This is a genomic window from Streptomyces sp. NPDC057565 (assembly GCF_042801455.1).
Taxonomy (GTDB): Bacteria; Actinomycetota; Actinomycetes; order Streptomycetales; family Streptomycetaceae; genus Streptomyces; species Streptomyces yanii.
This window is the reverse complement of record NZ_JBHVFU010000054.1, coordinates 1-15,367: the sequence shown is the minus strand read 5'-3', so window position 1 is coordinate 15,367 and position 15,367 is coordinate 1. Positions and strand designations below refer to the sequence as shown.

Below are 15,367 nucleotides of genomic sequence, written 5' to 3'. Positions count from 1 at the left end.
CCCACCACAAAACATCACGGGAAATAATTTTCTTTTCCGTGAGTCTCTATCAGGTGATTCCGGAATCAGGACCGGCCAAACACGGAGAGGACACCCCGCGATGACCAGCCTGTTTCCACCGATCGAGCCGTACGACAGCGGCATGCTCGACGTCGGCGACGGCAACCTCGTCTACTGGGAAACCTCCGGCAACCCCCACGGCAAGCCCGCGCTCGTCGTCCACGCCGGCCCAGGCGCCGGCACCCGGCCCGAGCAGCGCCGCCTGTTCGACCCCGGGTACTACCTACCGGATCGTCCTGTTCGACCAGCGCGGCAGCGGACGCTCCATCCCCAACGCCGCCAACCCCCGCCAACCTGGCTCTGTCCGCGAGAACGGGGTTCTGGCACACATTCCGTGAAAGATCTCGCTGGTTCTCGCCAGCAGGAGGCGCGCGCGTCATGTGAGCTGCGCGGACCACGCCTCACCGGGGTCCGGTGAGGCCGGACTTGAGATCGCTCACGGAATGTGTGCCAGAACCCGTTCTCGTGAACAGAGCCAGGGGCGGGAGCTTGCGGCCCTGCGGATGCTCTACGACTGGGCGACGGCACGGCGATACGTCGCGGTGAACCCGGTACGTCTGCGCTCGGTCCGTACGCGGGACGGCTCGATGGCGGAGGTCCCGGAGCTGGCCCCGGCGGATGTCCGGACGTCGGATGTGAAGTGGCTGACGCCGCGGGCCTGGAGGCTCTGGAGGGATGTCGGCCTGCGGGGGATGCTGCCGGACGGGATCGAGGATCCGGCGTGGCGGGGACGCAACGACGGGCGGGATGCGGCGTTCGCAGACCTGCTCTACGGCAGCGGGCTACGGCGCCGGGAGGCCGGGACACTGCTGGAGTCCGAGCTGCCTCCGCTGGGCGACCAGCGGTTCTACGCGGCACGTCTGGCGGCTGCCGCGGCCAAACGCGCGGGCCGCTGCTTCTACGTCAGCCACGCCGGCCTGCGGGCGGTGAGGGACTACCGGCTGACCACGCGGGCCATGGCCGTGCGCCAGGCGCAGGCGGCGGGCGAGGAGCCCGTGATGCATGGCGGGGACGGCGGTGACGCGCAGGGTATAGCCCTGGCCGCTTGAGCTCGCCATCGTTTGACGACAGGAGGATCGAGGCGGGCCGCCTGCAAGCAACGCGACACCTCCGAGTGCCGTGCCCGCTTCGGCACCGTTGGTCGAAGCAACCCTGGGGTGCGTAGCGACACGCTGACAGTTCCGCTATAGGTTGACAAACCTTCAATTCTGTTAAATCCCAGGAGACTTGATGCTGACGCCCGCACGGATCGTGTTAAGCAGAGCCGCTAGCTCCATCATCCTCGTCCTGACCGTATGCGGCTGCTCAGCCTCAGGAACCGTCGCTCCCGAGCCGACTGAACCGAAGGCCAGTGCGACACCCAGCACCAGCGCCGCGACTTCAGCAGCGCCGACGCCGTCCGCAGAAGGTGCGCTCATCCTCGGCGACTCGTTCACCAACCGATTCAGCTCACCGGACCAGGGCGATATCGAGGTCCTCGTCGCCGTCTCGAACTACATCCATTCCACCAGGGCCGACCGGACCCCCTACGAGTTGGGCGCCGGTACGCCGGATGACGCCTGGGACGCCTTGGAGGTCAAGGTCTGCGCGGTGAAGGGGAACATCACCGCCAACACGAACACCTGGAAGCTCGAAGCCGAGGACGGCACCCGATACGACGCGACGTTCATTACAGGCGGCCCGAAACCGGAGTTCGTCAACGACTCCAGCCTCAGGCCAGGCGACTGCGTCATCGGGAACATCATGTTCGTCGTGCCCCAGGACATCCGCCCCGTCAAGGCCCTCTACGCCCCTCCTTCCCTCGACAAGCCGCAGGAATGGGAGCTTCACTCCTGACTTTGCTAAGGGCTGTCCCGTTAATTGATGACCAGGCGGTCAGCGGGCTCGTATGCGAGTCGGGGTTCACCTGCCGCCCGACTTGATCCACGGCCACTTGACGGTGCAGACCACGACGGGTGCGACGAGCATGGCCAGCAGCCACAGGCCCACGCTCGCTGGAGAGTAGATGTAGTAGCGCCAATGCTCTGGCAGGGGCGACGGCACAAGTAGGAGCGCGATCAGCGCGGCCCATGTGATCAGCACTGCTGCTGCCATGCGTGCTGCGATCATCTCTATCTGCCCCCTCGATGGCGCTCATCTCTTCGGATCGGATAGTAGGGCGGCTGGGATGATCTCGCTGTGGCTGGTGTGATCACGGCATCGGAGCCGTCTTGGATAGGCCCGTTTACCGGGCTGAGCCCGCGCGCCTTCGGGAAGCTGGTGACGGTGCTACGGCGCGAGGGTGCGGACGCGGTCCGCAAGGGCAGGCCATGGAGCCTTCCGTTGGAGGACCGGGCCTTGCTGGTCGCGGCGTACTGGCGCACGAACCTGACCATGCGGCAGCTCGCCCCGCTGTTCGGGGTATCCAAGTCGGCGGCAGACCGCATCATCGACCACCTCGGACCGATGCTCGCGCTCCAGCCCCGCAAGCGGTTCGCCGAGGACACCGTGCTCATCGTGGACGGCACCCTCGTCCCCACCCGTGACCACACCATCGCCGAGCGGTCGAAGAACTACCGGTACTCCACCAACCACCAGGTCGTCATCGACGCCGACACGCGCCTGGTCGTTGTGGTCGGCCGGCCGCTCGCCGGGAACCGCAACGACTGCAAGGCATGGGAGGAGTCCGGCGCCAAGGCCGCCGTCGGCAATGCCCTCACGATCGCCGACGGCGGCTACCCGGGCACCGGACTCGTCATCCCGCACCGCCGGGAGCGCGGCCAGAGCGCACTCCCGGCCTGGTCGGAGCGTTCATCCTGTTGACCAGCCGATTCTCAACCACTGACCACCCACCCTCACCTCACTGTCCAGCCCCAACGCCCTCCCCCACCAACCCAAACACCCCGTAAGACAACGCCAATCAGCCACTCAGCCGCATCCACCCCCACCTGGACACCGAAACGAGAATCCCGCCGGACAACAACACGAAAACTTCCAATCGGGCAAAGCACAGCGGTTGTCACCAGGCCGGCGCGCTACCTGTCACCAACAGCTCGCGAAGCACGGTAGTGTCACCGGCTCCTGGGCTCCGCCCGATCGCCTGAGCTGCTGTCCTGTCGCGGTGCAACTGGTACATTAGGGACACGTTGAACTGCATGAATGCCAGGTAGTTCGAGACTGCCGATGGCCGCCGATCTCAAACGGCCTGGCTTTCGCGGAAGTCCCGCTCGCCGTGGAGACGGAAGTCCTGGCGATGCTCGGCCCCGTGACGACATTTGTACAAGACCGAGGGCCGGCAGCCCCGGCAGCCTCCCGAGTATGGCTATCTACGACGGTAAGCATTTGCACGGGATGCACGTGGTCCACGACGGCCCGCGGGAGGCGCCGCCGCTAGTGCTCATCCACGGATCAGGGGCCTCGGGCAGCTCCTGGGGCCCGGTAATGCCGGCACTGGCCAGCCGGTATCACGTCATCCGGATCGACCTCCCGGGCCACGGTCAGTCCCCGCCCGCGCCGTCGTACGACGTGCCTGAGCAGGCAGCCAGGCTGGCCGCGGCGCTCGATGAGCTCGGCCTTCGTCCGGTCACCGTGGCCGGGCACTCCAGCGGCGGGTACATCGCCACCGCCCTCGCCGAACAGCGCCCGGACCTGGTGGGTTCGCTCGCACTGATCAGCAGTGGCCCGAGTCCCGACGCGCTCCTTCCGCAGCCCGTCCTCCTTCGGGTCCTGATCGACCCGCCGCTCGGCCCGCTTCTATGGAGAGTCCGTTCCGACGCGATGCTCCGCCGGGGGGTGACCGCGGTGTGCAACCGCCCGGTGGACGTCCCGAACGACCTGGTCGCCGACGTACGGGGCATCGGTTACCGCACGTTCAGGACGGTGCTGCGCCAAAACAGCGCGTACATCGCCGAGCGGAGCGTACCCATGCGCCTGACCGCACTCGACGTCCCGGTTCTGGTGATCTTCGGCGCTGCCGACCCCCGCTGGGATCCGTCTTCGGCGCACCACTACGACACGGTGCCGAACGCGCGAGTCGAGCAGCTGCCCGACGTCGGGCACTTCCCCATGCTCGAAGCGCCGGAGGCGACCAGCGAGTTGCTGCTGCGCTTCGCAGCGACGGGCCGCTGACACCCATCGCCTAGCCTGGTGCTGTGAAGTCCACCGAATCACCACCTGACTGGGCGTCGGTGGAGGTCGCCGTGCCCCGGCAACCGGGTCGGCTGCCAGGGGTCAGCATGGCTGGGTTCCGCCAACGTGCTCCGGCGCGCGTGGATATCGCCATGGTCGCGCACCCCTCAGTCACTCTGTTCGTGGACCTGAGCGACAGCCTTGTCTGCGACGCCCACGGCCGGCGCGAATGCGGCAGCACGGTCGTTGGACTGGTACCGGGCGACCTTCGGCTCGGAGACCGGGCGGCCGGGGGGATCGAGTGCCTCCAGATCCGGTTGTCGCCGGTCCTGGCGGTTGCAGTGTTCGGCGCATCGACCGACCTCAGCGGGACGGTGGTCACCCTGGAGGATGTCTGGGGCCGCGACGCCGGGCGAGCCGAGGAAAGACTGCGGGCCGCCACGTCGTGGGACGAGCGGTTCACGATCGCAGCGGATGCCCTTGGCCGACGGATGAGCGCCCGCCCGTCGCTTGATCCAGAGGTCGCCGCTGCCTGGTGGCTGATGCTCACCAGCCGGGGACGGGTGCGCGTCGACAGCCTTGCGAGCGAGGTGGGATGGAGCCGTAAGCGCCTGTGGTCCCGCTTCCGGTCCCAGATCGGCCTCACGCCCAAGCACGCCGCCCGGCTGGTGCGCTTCGATCACGCCGCCCATCTCCTCGCGGCGGGTAACGCCGCCGCCCAGGTGGCGGCCGAAAGCGGCTACGTCGACCAGGCCCACCTCCACCGCGAGGTCAAAGCGTTCACCGGGGTGACACCCACCGCCGTAGCCGCTGCGCCGTGGCTCGCCATCGATGACGTCGCGTGGCCGACCTCGTTCGCGGACCTGACACCGTCGACGTCTTCGAGCCATCAGGTTCCGGCGAATTGAACTGAGGTCCCACGAGAGACGAGGCATCGTCTCTCAGCACGTGCCCGGATGAGAAGCGGACAGCACAAACGAGAACGGGTGGGAATCCGACAGGTTCAACGCGACAGGACAGCTGCACAGCGGCCCCGGTGTGCAGCTCGGTGTGACCCGCCCGGCGGCCCGGTGACGACACGCCTGCCTTGGTGACAGCTGTCGTGCTTCGGCTCAGTCACACGTTTATAGCAGGCTGTGAATTCAGTGTGGTCAGAATTGGATATCGAGGGATGACACGTGCGTGAAATCGGCGCGCAGGCCCGCAGCTCGGGTGCCCCATTCTGTGAAATAGGACTCGGTTATGGCTTCGGCGACGATCGGATTCAGGTCTTCGTCCGTCGCACCTTGCTCCTGTAGCTGGAGGATCTGGGCGGCGTAGGTGGGCGAGATCGGCGTGCTGATGAACCGTTCGCGACCGTCGTCCGAGCTGCCGTTCGCGGTGAATCCGAAGTATGCCGTGCACTCCACGTGCATGCCGCCGGAGGTTCGGAGCGTTCATCCTGTTGACCAGCCGATTCTCAACCACTGACCACCCACCCTCACCTCACTGTCCAGCCCCAACGCCCTCCCCCACCAACCCAAACACCCCGTAAGACAACGCCAATCAGCCACTCAGCCGCATCCACCCCCACCTGGACACCGAAACGAGAATCCCGCCGGACAACAACACGAAAACTTCCAGCCCGGCCTCGGGACTGGTGAGCTCGCATGTTCAGGTGTCGCGTATTCGCGGCCGAGCCGAGATGGGGCTTGCGCTGAGTGATCTGCGCGAGCTCGGCGGCACCCGGCAGTCTGCTGGTCGGCGATTGGCATGATGGGCGACGGCAAGTCTCAGGTGTCTCTAGAGGAGCGACTATGGCGTTCGAGACCGAAGCCGATTTCGGAGTCACCGAACGGGACGAGTGGTCCTATTCGCCGGCTGTCGGCGTCGGGCCACTTCGGTTCGGTATGACCGTCAACGAAGTGGTCGAGGCGGCTGAGATTCTCGGTCAGCCGAAGGTCAGCGATTGTGCACGCGGCCCCGCGATCTTCTCGCCAACCTGGAAGGCCGAAGTCCACCGTCGCGGGGTCGCTCCTTCTCCACCTGCCGTCACGGCCTATGTGAGCCAAGCTGTGGGGCTGTTCTGCATCGCTGCCGACGCCGTGCACGGTCCCCAGGTCGCGTACGACGGACTCCCGCTGGTCGGGAGAGACATGGCGGAGCTGGAGAGCGACGCAATCGCGTATGCCGAGGCGATGAACGTGCGCTTTCGCTACATGCCCGAGGGCTACGCAGGACCGGATGATCCCGGGGTCGTCATGCGCGGGCAATTGGTCGGGCAGGTCCTGCGATCGCGTCCGTTGTTCATGGTGACGCGCGACGGCGCGAATACTGAATGGGACTCGTTGCCCTCCGAGGAGTACTACGTCAACGGACGCCCTCCGAGGAGTGCCACGCCAACGGACAGTCCATGGCCCGACGTGGTGTGATTCATGCCGTACGGAGCCCTGGTAGTTGGATCGGACACAGCCGTGGACGGAGCGGAGGTCCGCCGACCATTCGTCGACGTGCTGCGGCGTCCACTGCCATGACAGGACATCGGCGTGCCGGGTGAAGGCCCGAACCGTCCTCTCCTGGTCGGAGACGTACCCGGGCGACAGGTTCCGCGCGAGCTGCTGGTTGCGCCGGCCCTGGAGCATCGTCTCGAAGACCTGCTCGTCTGGCCGCAGCATCGGCAGCCCGTCGATCAGGTGGAGACGAGCAGGCCCTGGTGCGAGGCCGCCGTGACCCTGTTCGCCGACGCCGTCAACGCGGCCCTGGCTATGCGCACCGAGGAGGCCGATACGGTCGACGGCTCGACCCTGGTCACCGCCCGTGCCTTGACGGAGTCCCGCGAGGACCGGCGAAAGCGCAGGCGAAAGATCTGGGCGCTCGCCATCGGCCTCTTCTTCTTCGCCCTAGCACTCGCCGTCGGGATCCACGGGGAGTGGATCATCGCGCTCGAAATCCTGCTGGTCGGCCCCTTCGGTGCGGGGATCATCGCGTTTGGCGCCATGGGGGCGGACAGTGTGTACCGCAAGTGGTACCTGCCCCGGCACGGCATCACCGTGGAGGCAGGGAGAGTCGGAAACGCGCACGTCCTGGGTGGCAGGTTCGGGACGTACGTGTACACGGACCTGCACGGCGTGAGCCGCAGCGTGTACACCAGGAGCAGCGACCCGACCGTCCAGGTCGCCTACCACCCGAACAAACCTCACTTCGTGACTGTTTGCGGAACGCGGTCCAGCACGGTCGGGGACGCAGCCCTCGCCGTGGTCCTCCTCCTCTTCGGACTCGGCGTCGAAGGCCTTGTCATCACCCTGGCCATCGGCGCCTTCCTGGGTAGGTACCCAGGCTACTGACGCCGTACCGGTGCGGACGGGGCTGGGCTGAGCCCCGGCAACGGCGTTCAGAGGGAGGCGCCACTTGCAACGGGCACGTGCGCTGGTCGACAGCGTCGAAGCGTGGTCCAGCGCACGCCCCACCACACGAGAAGCCCCCGGAGCTGACCGCTCTGGGGGCTTCTGTACGTACAGGGGTGACGGTCGGCTGGTATCCCTGGGCGACCAGCTCGACAGCTCCTGAGCCACGAACATCCAGCGGATAGCGACGGGCAGCCATCGGCTCCAGTCTCTGAGGCGCAAACAAAGGGGCCCTCAGGAGCCAGCAGACGCAGCGTCTCCGCGCAGCCGCCGAGGGGAAGCACCACCGTCGAGATCACCGGCGGACGCTCCGTCTGCCGCCTCCCAGTTATCCCAACTGACGCGGAGCCGTAACTGCCGCTGAGCGGTCTCGCGAACACCTTGCACTCACCGCGGACGACGAGCACATGGATCAGGGCGATGCAGTGAAGGCACTGGAGGGTGTCGCCGCGATGGTGGTTCGCCTGGCGAACTCCCAGCGCGGTGCTCCGGGAGGCGTGTGACGCATCGGAATCGGGGGCCTCTGGACCGCCGGGAACGGGGTCGTACGCGGCCTCGGCGGGCCCCCGGCCGCGGTTTGGCCGTGGTTCGCGGTCTCCCTGCCGACGATCTCCGGGCAGGCGCTCAACCGCCTGTCTACGCCCTCGATGAAACGCTTTTGACCTGGTGTTTTCCGGCAATCGGCCTAGGGTGGGGAACTCTGCTGGACATCATCGGAGGGGGACTTCATGAGCAAGGAAACCAACAGGTACGACGCCACCCACATTGAGGTGCTTGAGGGGGTGGAGGCCATTCGGAAGCGGCCCGGGATGTGGGTCGGTTCGACCAGCGAACGCGGTCTGCGCCAGCTGGTTTTCGAGGTCGTCGGCCGGGCGGTGAACGAGGTCCTGGCCGGTCGCGCCGACTCCGTCGACGTCGCCCTCACGCCCGACGGCGGCGTGCGTGTAGCCGATGACGGGCCGGGTGTCCCCGTCGAGGCCGCCGGGGACACCGGCGGGCCCAGCCTCGAAACCCTGCTGACCCGGTTGCACGCCGGGGCGGAACCCGGCGGCCGCCACGCCGTAGCCGTGAGCCCCTTCGGCAGCGGCGTCGGGCTCGGCGTCGCCAACGCCCTGTCGAGCCGCCTGACAGCTGAGGTACGGCGCGAGGGGGTCCGCTGGGTCCAGGAGTACGCGTGCGGCGTCGCGGTCACCCCGCCCACCGCCGCGGGGCCGGCGACCGGAAGCGGAACCACCATCGCCTTCCGGCCCGACGTCGACATCTTCGAAACGGTGGAGTGCTCGTTCGCCGTGCTGGCGGAGCGCTTCCGGGAACTGGCCTTCCTCAACCGGGGCCTGGACATCTCGCTGACCGACGAACGCTCCCCGGGCGAGTCCCGGTCGGAACGGTTCCAGTTCCCTGGCGGGGCACGGGACTTCGTCGCCTTCCTCGAGCGCGGGGCCGGGACCCCCGTCCACCCAGACGTCATCGGCTTTGAGCGGGAGGACACGCACATGGCGGGGACGGTGGAGGTGGCCCTCCGGTGGTGCGACTCCCCCACGGAGCGGGTCCGGAGCTTCGCCAACGGCCGGCCCACCCCCGAGGGCGGCACGCACGTGACGGGTTTCCGCGACGGGGTGGCGGCCGCGGTCAACACGTACGCCCGAGAGCAGCAGCTGCTGACGGCAGCGGACCCCGATCTCGGCGCTGACCGGATCGGCGAGGGCCTGACGGCGGTCGTGTCGGTGAAGCTGGACCGTCCCGAGTTCCTCGGCGCCACGATGGGCCGGCTGGGCAACACCGCAGTGCGCGCCTGCCTCGCTGAGGCCGTCCGGGAACACCTCGGCAGGTGGCTGGAGGGGCACCCGGAACAGGCCGTGGCCGTCATTGGCCGGATCGTCCAGGGCGCCCGCCGGGGCTGAGCAGCAGCGAACCGCAACAGCGGCTCGCTGCCCTGGGCGTGAAACCGGCTGTACGGACCCACAAGGCATCGGCGCGGAGCGGTCCGAAGGCTGGGGCAGGGAAGGGCTCCGACACGTTCACACGGGGCGTAGCAGCCCTCCAGCTACATCCAGCGCGAGGGGAAGACCGTGGTCGGAAGGCAGCACGTCGAAGAACTCCCCGACGGCACCTCCGTACGACTCGGCGTCTTCCTCACCAACCAGAAAACCCGCCGCCACCGACTCACCGCCGACCAACTCGCCGCCCTCGCCGACCTCGGATACGACTGGGCGGTATAGACGGCCTGGGTGCTACGAATCCGGGGTCGGCAGGGGTGGCTCAGAAACACCGTTTCCATGACAGTGAGGCACTCGGGGATGTACCAGACCACGACAGCGACAGCCACGCCTCACACCACCTACACGTCACCGACACCCGCGTCACCCACCCACACCACCAGCACGAACCCAACGAACTGACGCACCATCACTGACACCACCCCACTGACACCAAACCGACACATCGCACCTCGCTGCACCAAAAGCTGCACGTTCGAAACGATCGTATAAAGTCCGGTGATCGACATGGGGCGTCTGGTGTCCGGCCACGCCGGGTGGTCGGGGCGGGGCGCGGGGGGCGATTCACATGGGTGGGACACGCGGACGAAAGAGTGCTCCGGCGGCCGGGCGCTCGCGTAGGCGAGCGGGCGGGAAGTCGGACGGGCTGACGCGGCGGGGCCGGATCGTTGCCTGGACCGCCGGTATCGGCGCCGTGTGCGTCCTCGGCGCCGGCGGTGCCGGTGCGTGGATCTACAACGACCTCGACGGCAACATCCACGGCGCCGCCCTCGACGGCAAGCTCGGCGACGACCGCCCGGAGAACCTCAGTCCCGGGTCGCGGAACATCCTGGTCGTGGGCTCCGACAGCAGGTCCGGGGCCAACGCCCGGTACGGCGGCATGGAGGGGGGCACCATGCACTCCGACACGCTGATGGTCCTGCACATCCCCGCGAACCGGAAGTGGGCCGCGGTCGTGTCCATACCCCGCGACTCCTGGGTGCGAATACCGGCCTGCGACAAGGGCGACGGTACGACCTCCGAGGTCCATCACTTCAAGATCAACGAGGCGTTCTCGCTCGGCGGCACAGGCGGCGAGGTGGCCGACGCCGCCGCTTGTACCATCAAGACGATCGAAGCCAATACTGGTCTGCGCATCGACAACTTCATGTCGGTCGAATTCCAGGGGTTCAAGGGCATGGTCAACGCCCTGGACGGCATAGAGGTCTGCCCTGAGCAGGCCATCCACGACAAGAAAGCCCACCTCGATCTGGAGGCCGGCTGCCAGACGATCAGGGACGAGAAGGCGCTCGGCTACGTGCGTGCCCGCTACAGCGTGGGCGACGGCTCCGACACCGGACGCATCGGCCGCCAGCAGGAGTTCATGTCGGCGTTGGCCGAGAAGGCCAAGTCGAAGATCACCGACCCCGTCGCTCTCTACAAGTTGCTGCAGTCCCTCACCAAGTCCCTCACCACGGACGACGAACTGGCCGGTGCGAAAGCCCTCACCGGCCTCGCGTCCGAGCTGAAGGGCGTTCCCGAGGACCGGTTGACGTTCCTCACCGTTCCCAGCTATCCGCGCGAAGCCGACGTCCCGACGGACAAGGCCAATGTGGTGTGGCAGTACCCGCAGGCCGCCACCGTGTTCACCGCCCTGGCCAAGGACAGGGAGATCGACAAGAAGAGCCTGGAGGCGGACGCGAAAGATCCGCTGTACGCGTCCTCCGTGCACGTGCGTGTCCTCAACGGATCGGACGCCGAGGGGAAGGCCGCCGCGGTCGCCGAGAGACTGCGCGAGGCTGGGTTCACCGTCACGGGCACCGGCAACGCGCCGCACCCCGGCCGCACCACGGTCACCTATCCCCCGGGCCTCGCCGACCGGGCCGCGGTCCTCGCGTCCCAGGTACCCGGCGCGCACGCTGTCGAGGACGCCGCCGCCCCGGCGGGCGAGGTCACCCTGGTGGCCGGCGCCGAACTGGACGTCGACGACCTGCGATAGGGCACCACATCGAGAGACCAGCGAGCTGTGCTTCCGCGTCTGCGACAGGTGCGAATCTGCACCGGAAGGACACGCCGCGACCTGCAGCAACCTCACGAGTCGTCACCGCAAAAACTGCACCCCGATGTCACCACCACCCCACATCGCACGGCGAACCCCCAGCTCACCGCCCTGACACCAACGCTGGAGGGCACTGGTGTCACCAGCACAGAAACCGGTGACATTGAGATGCAGATTCGCACCAGCTTCGGAGGTCGAGGTCGGCTTTGAGGTCGAAAACTGGTGAAACCGCATAGCACCACTCACGAACCGGCTCCGTCCGCCTGGCTACAGATAGTGGGCGGCTCCTCCATAGGACATGCCCAGTGCCGCGGTGAGCTGCTTGATATCGAGTCCTCCACGCGGCCGAGGAGGACGGTCAGCATCTGGCGTTCGCTGTCAGGCATCGGGGCCAGCAGGTGCTGCTCTTCCTCGGCATAGCGGTCGAGCACTTCGTCGAGGAGCTGTCGTCCCGCAACGGTGAGTCGGACAGACACGGCCCTGCGGTCCTCCAGACCGGGCTCCCGCACGATCAGGCCTCGTTCCTCCAGCCGGTCGGCGCGCCGGGTCATGCTGGAGGCACTGAGGGAGCCACACACTGCCAGCCGGCTGATGGCCAGCTGGTACGGCGGGCCCGCGTGGTGCAAGGCTCGGAGCGTGTCGAAGGTGGCCAGGGTGAGACCGAACTCGGCCAGGACGTCGGCCAGTCTGGCCCGGGCCAGACTGAGGGTGCGGTGCAGTTGGTCCAGCAGGGGCGGGAACTCGTGACGGGCGACAGGGGCAGGCATGGTCGGGCCGTTCAGGGATCAGGCGGAGCTCCCTGGGGGGAGCCGGTCGCGGGGAAAAAAAATCCCGGGGCGGGCGTGACACGGGAGCGCTGCTGCCTGCCCCGGGAGCGGATCAGGCAGCCGTGGGAAACGCGACCGACTCGAGCTGCGCGGTGCGGTGCAGGCCCCTGCGGTCGTAGAGACGGGTCAGGCCCAGTCCGAGGAGCAGCGAGAGCGCGAGCCCCACGCCGGTCATGATCCAGGCTCGGCCGAGTCCGGCGTCGAGGTGGGCGCTGAAGTAGAGGATCGACCGGACCCCGTCGAGGACCTGGCGGAACGGTTCGAATTCGGCGAGGAAGCGGTAGAAGGACGGCAGCGCCTGCAGCGGGATGGTGGCACCCGCCGATGGGATGGCGAGGCCGATCAGCACGAGCATCGAGACGAGCGGGCCGGGGGTGCCCAGAACCGCCAGCAGGGCGAGCGCCGTGCAACCCATCGCCATCGTCGCGCAGGCCCCGAAGATCCAGAGCAGCAGCAGGTGTGAGGCGTCGATGCCAATGATCCCGACTGCGGCGGCCATCGCCAGCGCCGAGGTGACCAGGGAGACTCCGGCCATGAGTGCGCAGCCGACGAGGAAGTGGCGAGTGCGGCTCAGGTGTCGGACGGGCTCGGCGGTGCGGAAGGGGCCGATGTCCTTGGCGACGTAGCCGAGAGCGGTGTCGACCTGCATGTGGATCACGTTCGCGCCGAGCATGCCACCGAGTACCAGCACCAGGGTGTAGAAGAAGGCGGTCAGGCCGAATCCGCTGTGGTTGCCCAGGTGGTGCCCCTCGGCCACGGCGACCTTGACCGGGTCCGCGAGCAGCAGCCGCTCGGGGGCGCTCGGTGTCGTGACATGCTTCCCAGCCGCTTCGGCCCGGGCGGCCTGGTGGGCCAGTTGCTTGCCCAGCTGCTTACCCAGAGCGACCGAGGCGTTGTGTGCGGCCTCACGGTTGACCTGCTCGGCCATATTCGAGCCGAAGCTGCCGGCCGCGGGGTTGGTGAGGATCTCCAGCATCGGCTGTGACGGGAAGGCGTTGCGTGGGGCCGCGAGCCCCAGCACGGAAGCGGAGAAGTTCTCCGGGACGACCAATGCTCCGAACACCTTGTCCTGGCTCATGAGTCGCTTTGCCTCGGCACGGTCCACCTGTTTCCAGGTGACCTTGCCCTTGAGCTGTGGGGCGTCGGCAACCCGCTTGGTGATCTGCGCACCCAGGTTCATCTTCTGGCCCGCGTGCACGGCCCCCGGGTCGGCGTTGACGACAGCGATCGGCAGGTCGTGCATCGCCCCGACAGGGTTGCTGTTCGCGCCGAGGTAGAGCAGCGAGAGCAGGAAGGACAGCAAGCCGATCACCGCTGTGGAAGCGATCCACAGGCGGCGCCCCCGGAGCAAGTGCCGTGCGCTGGTGCGGGCGTGGGTGGGTGAACTGGCCATGCACTTCTCCTCTGTGTGCGCGGTGATGCGCTGGCCGCCGGTATGGGCGACAAACTGGAAACTTGCACTTTCCAGTACTAGAAAGTAACACTTTCCAAAATGAGGGTCAACCTCCAGCACCTGGGACACTGACACCAGCAGAGAGTCGAGGGAACGCATGAAGATCTCGGAGCTGAGCCGCCGATCCGGGACTCCGGTGGGCAGAATCAAGTACTACTTGCGCGAGGGCCTGTTGCCCCCCGGACGTTCAATGGGCGCCACGATTGCCGAGTACGGCGAAGAACACGTCCAGCGACTGCGCCTGATCCGGGCGCTGACTGCCCGCGGAGGCCTGTCCATCGCGGCCACCCGAGACGTGCTGGCGGCGGTCGACCACCCGGAGGAATCCCGGCCCACCCTCGGCGTGCTGCACCACGCGCTACCGATCCCGACGGAGTCGGGCGACGCGGAGGTCGACTCCGAGCAGATCCAACAGGTGGAGCAACTGCTCAGCGCCATGGAGTGGGACATCTCGAACGACTCACCCCACCCTCACGCACTAGCCGCGGGGCTCCAGGAACTCAGCCGACTCGGCGTCCCCTACAGCAACGACGGCCTGCTCCCCTACGCGAGGCTTGCCGCGTCCGTCGCCCGTCTCGACCTCGAACAGCTCGACGGGATCGACGCACCGGAACAGCTGGCCGAACGAGCGGCCATCGTGATCCTGCTGCTCGAACCAGTCCTGGCGCTGCTGCGTCGACTCGCCCAGGAGGGCGAGCTGCGCCACAGGCGCACCCTGGCTCAGCCGGCCTGACTCGGAAGCGAGCCCGTGCCGCCGGGACTCGAATCGCACCCAGGGCCGATTGCAGCACTGACTTCACCGCCGCACTCGACCTCAACCCCACCGACGCCTGGGCCCTCGGCGCCCGCGGCCAAGCACACCAGCAAGCGGACCACTACGACCAGGCCATCACCGACTTCACCGCCGCACTCGACATCGACCCCACCGACGCCTGGGCCGGGTGTGTCAATTTAACGGCTAATCTTGGTTGTTGAGTGGTCAGTTGTTGCTCGGCGTCAGGCGGCCCTCGAACAGGCGCCGGGCTTCTCCTACGGCCTCGGCCTCATGAGGCTGAAGCTGTCCTGCGGTGTCGAGGTGTGGGGTCACAACGGCGGCATCCAGGGCTCGATATCGGAGGCCCTGACCACCGCGGACGGCAGGCACGCCCTGGCGCTCAACTTCAACGGGGACTGGAACGTGCATGAGCAGCGGGTCGTCGACGCCGAGTTCTGTGACGCGCGACCGTAGTCCACCGCCCGTCGGTGGCTTCGATCCAGGAGAGCGCCGACTCGTCGCGCCCGCGCCACGGACGTCGCATCGCTCGTGACCATCTACTCGGCAATGAGCGATGACAAAGCCTCCGCGGACCAGACCATCTGAGGCCGGGACCAGATCGACGGAGACGGGACACCTCTGCTACCACAGCCCTGCCGAGTAGCCGAGGGGGATCTCACCCCTCGGCTCTCACAGAACCGTGCGTAAAAGTCGCCCCTTACACGGCTCTTGTCGTCCTGGTCATCAG

Annotated in this window: 17 protein-coding genes and 2 pseudogenes; 14 read left to right on the top strand and 5 right to left on the bottom strand. The window is 67.4% G+C overall.

The features are described 5' to 3' along the window. Window positions 1-100: 100 nt before the first annotated feature. The 3 genes and pseudogenes from ACFU8W_RS42110 to ACFU8W_RS42100 all read left to right on the top strand — a co-directional run. Window positions 101-347 (top strand): annotated as a pseudogene (locus ACFU8W_RS42110) (prolyl aminopeptidase); the annotation flags it as partial. A gap of 156 nt (window positions 348-503) precedes the next feature. After that, window positions 504-1,109, top strand: a complete 606-nt coding sequence (locus ACFU8W_RS42105) for a hypothetical protein (protein ID WP_384049596.1) — start codon at window positions 504-506, stop codon at window positions 1,107-1,109. Window positions 1,110-1,290: 181 nt separating this feature from the next. Continuing rightward, entirely contained in the window at window positions 1,291-1,896 is a 606-nt protein-coding gene (locus ACFU8W_RS42100) for a DUF4352 domain-containing protein (RefSeq protein WP_384049593.1), read from the top strand. Between the two features lie 66 nt (window positions 1,897-1,962). Here the strand turns inward: ACFU8W_RS42100 and ACFU8W_RS42095 are convergent, their stop codons facing one another. Then, on the bottom strand, window positions 1,963-2,169 hold the full coding sequence (locus tag ACFU8W_RS42095) for a hypothetical protein (RefSeq protein ID WP_384049590.1): 207 nt from the start codon (window positions 2,167-2,169) through the stop codon (window positions 1,963-1,965). A gap of 69 nt (window positions 2,170-2,238) precedes the next feature. On the opposite strand from ACFU8W_RS42095, the pseudogene ACFU8W_RS42090 reads away from it, so the two are divergent. The 3 genes and pseudogenes from ACFU8W_RS42090 to ACFU8W_RS42080 all read left to right on the top strand — a co-directional run. After that, window positions 2,239-2,847: pseudogene (locus ACFU8W_RS42090) on the top strand (transposase family protein); the annotation flags it as partial. Window positions 2,848-3,357: 510 nt separating this feature from the next. Then, window positions 3,358-4,167, top strand: a complete 810-nt coding sequence (locus ACFU8W_RS42085; RefSeq protein ID WP_384049588.1) for an alpha/beta fold hydrolase — start codon at window positions 3,358-3,360, stop codon at window positions 4,165-4,167. 23 nt (window positions 4,168-4,190) lie between these two features. Next, a complete protein-coding gene (locus ACFU8W_RS42080; RefSeq protein WP_384049585.1) occupies window positions 4,191-5,075 on the top strand; it encodes a helix-turn-helix domain-containing protein in 885 nt (294 codons plus the stop codon). A 243-nt stretch (window positions 5,076-5,318) separates the two neighbouring features. Here ACFU8W_RS42080 and ACFU8W_RS42075 read toward each other — a convergent pair whose 3' ends face one another. After that, window positions 5,319-5,582 (bottom strand): hypothetical protein, encoded by a 264-nt coding sequence (locus ACFU8W_RS42075; RefSeq protein WP_384049582.1) that lies wholly within the window; start codon window positions 5,580-5,582, stop codon window positions 5,319-5,321. A gap of 381 nt (window positions 5,583-5,963) precedes the next feature. Between ACFU8W_RS42075 and ACFU8W_RS42070 the strand changes: the two genes are divergently transcribed. The 4 genes from ACFU8W_RS42070 to ACFU8W_RS42055 all read left to right on the top strand — a co-directional run bounded on the left by ACFU8W_RS42070 (window position 5,964) and on the right by ACFU8W_RS42055 (window position 9,769). Then, window positions 5,964-6,578 carry a hypothetical protein gene (locus ACFU8W_RS42070; RefSeq protein ID WP_384049580.1) on the top strand — a complete coding sequence of 205 codons (615 nt, stop codon included), beginning with the start codon at window positions 5,964-5,966 and terminating at the stop codon, window positions 6,576-6,578. A 114-nt stretch (window positions 6,579-6,692) separates the two neighbouring features. After that, window positions 6,693-7,490, top strand: a complete 798-nt coding sequence (locus ACFU8W_RS42065) for a hypothetical protein (RefSeq protein WP_384049577.1) — start codon at window positions 6,693-6,695, stop codon at window positions 7,488-7,490. A 788-nt stretch (window positions 7,491-8,278) separates the two neighbouring features. Continuing rightward, window positions 8,279-9,451 carry an ATP-binding protein gene (locus ACFU8W_RS42060; protein WP_384049574.1) on the top strand — a complete coding sequence of 391 codons (1,173 nt, stop codon included), beginning with the start codon at window positions 8,279-8,281 and terminating at the stop codon, window positions 9,449-9,451. Window positions 9,452-9,619: 168 nt separating this feature from the next. Beyond that, complete coding sequence (locus ACFU8W_RS42055) at window positions 9,620-9,769, top strand: hypothetical protein (RefSeq protein ID WP_384049572.1); 150 nt, start codon at window positions 9,620-9,622, stop codon at window positions 9,767-9,769. Window positions 9,770-9,888: 119 nt separating this feature from the next. On the opposite strand, the gene ACFU8W_RS42050 is transcribed toward ACFU8W_RS42055, so the two are convergent. Then, window positions 9,889-10,056, bottom strand: a complete 168-nt coding sequence (locus ACFU8W_RS42050; RefSeq protein WP_384049570.1) for a hypothetical protein — start codon at window positions 10,054-10,056, stop codon at window positions 9,889-9,891. Window positions 10,057-10,115: 59 nt separating this feature from the next. On the opposite strand from ACFU8W_RS42050, the gene ACFU8W_RS42045 reads away from it, so the two are divergent. Beyond that, a complete protein-coding gene (locus ACFU8W_RS42045) occupies window positions 10,116-11,525 on the top strand; it encodes an LCP family protein (RefSeq protein ID WP_384049567.1) in 1,410 nt (469 codons plus the stop codon). Between the two features lie 302 nt (window positions 11,526-11,827). On the opposite strand, the gene ACFU8W_RS42040 is transcribed toward ACFU8W_RS42045, so the two are convergent. Continuing rightward, window positions 11,828-12,352 (bottom strand): MarR family winged helix-turn-helix transcriptional regulator, encoded by a 525-nt coding sequence (locus tag ACFU8W_RS42040; protein ID WP_384049564.1) that lies wholly within the window; start codon window positions 12,350-12,352, stop codon window positions 11,828-11,830. Between the two features lie 112 nt (window positions 12,353-12,464). Further along, the gene (locus ACFU8W_RS42035; protein ID WP_384049561.1) at window positions 12,465-13,805 is read right to left on the bottom strand and encodes a DUF3533 domain-containing protein; all 1,341 of its coding nucleotides are present in this window, start codon (window positions 13,803-13,805) and stop codon (window positions 12,465-12,467) included. Window positions 13,806-13,962: 157 nt separating this feature from the next. Here ACFU8W_RS42035 and ACFU8W_RS42030 point away from each other — a divergent pair, with 157 nt between their 5' ends. From ACFU8W_RS42030 to ACFU8W_RS42020, 3 genes are all read left to right on the top strand, one after another. Further along, window positions 13,963-14,598: a MerR family transcriptional regulator gene (locus tag ACFU8W_RS42030; protein WP_384049558.1), complete on the top strand. Its 636-nt coding sequence runs from the start codon at window positions 13,963-13,965 to the stop codon at window positions 14,596-14,598. After that, window positions 14,595-14,840: a tetratricopeptide repeat protein gene (locus ACFU8W_RS42025; protein ID WP_384049694.1), complete on the top strand. Its 246-nt coding sequence runs from the start codon at window positions 14,595-14,597 to the stop codon at window positions 14,838-14,840. Before ACFU8W_RS42030 ends, ACFU8W_RS42025 begins: the two co-directional genes overlap by 4 nt. A gap of 70 nt (window positions 14,841-14,910) precedes the next feature. Further along, entirely contained in the window at window positions 14,911-15,093 is a 183-nt protein-coding gene (locus ACFU8W_RS42020) for a hypothetical protein (protein WP_384049556.1), read from the top strand. Window positions 15,094-15,367 lie beyond the last annotated feature (274 nt).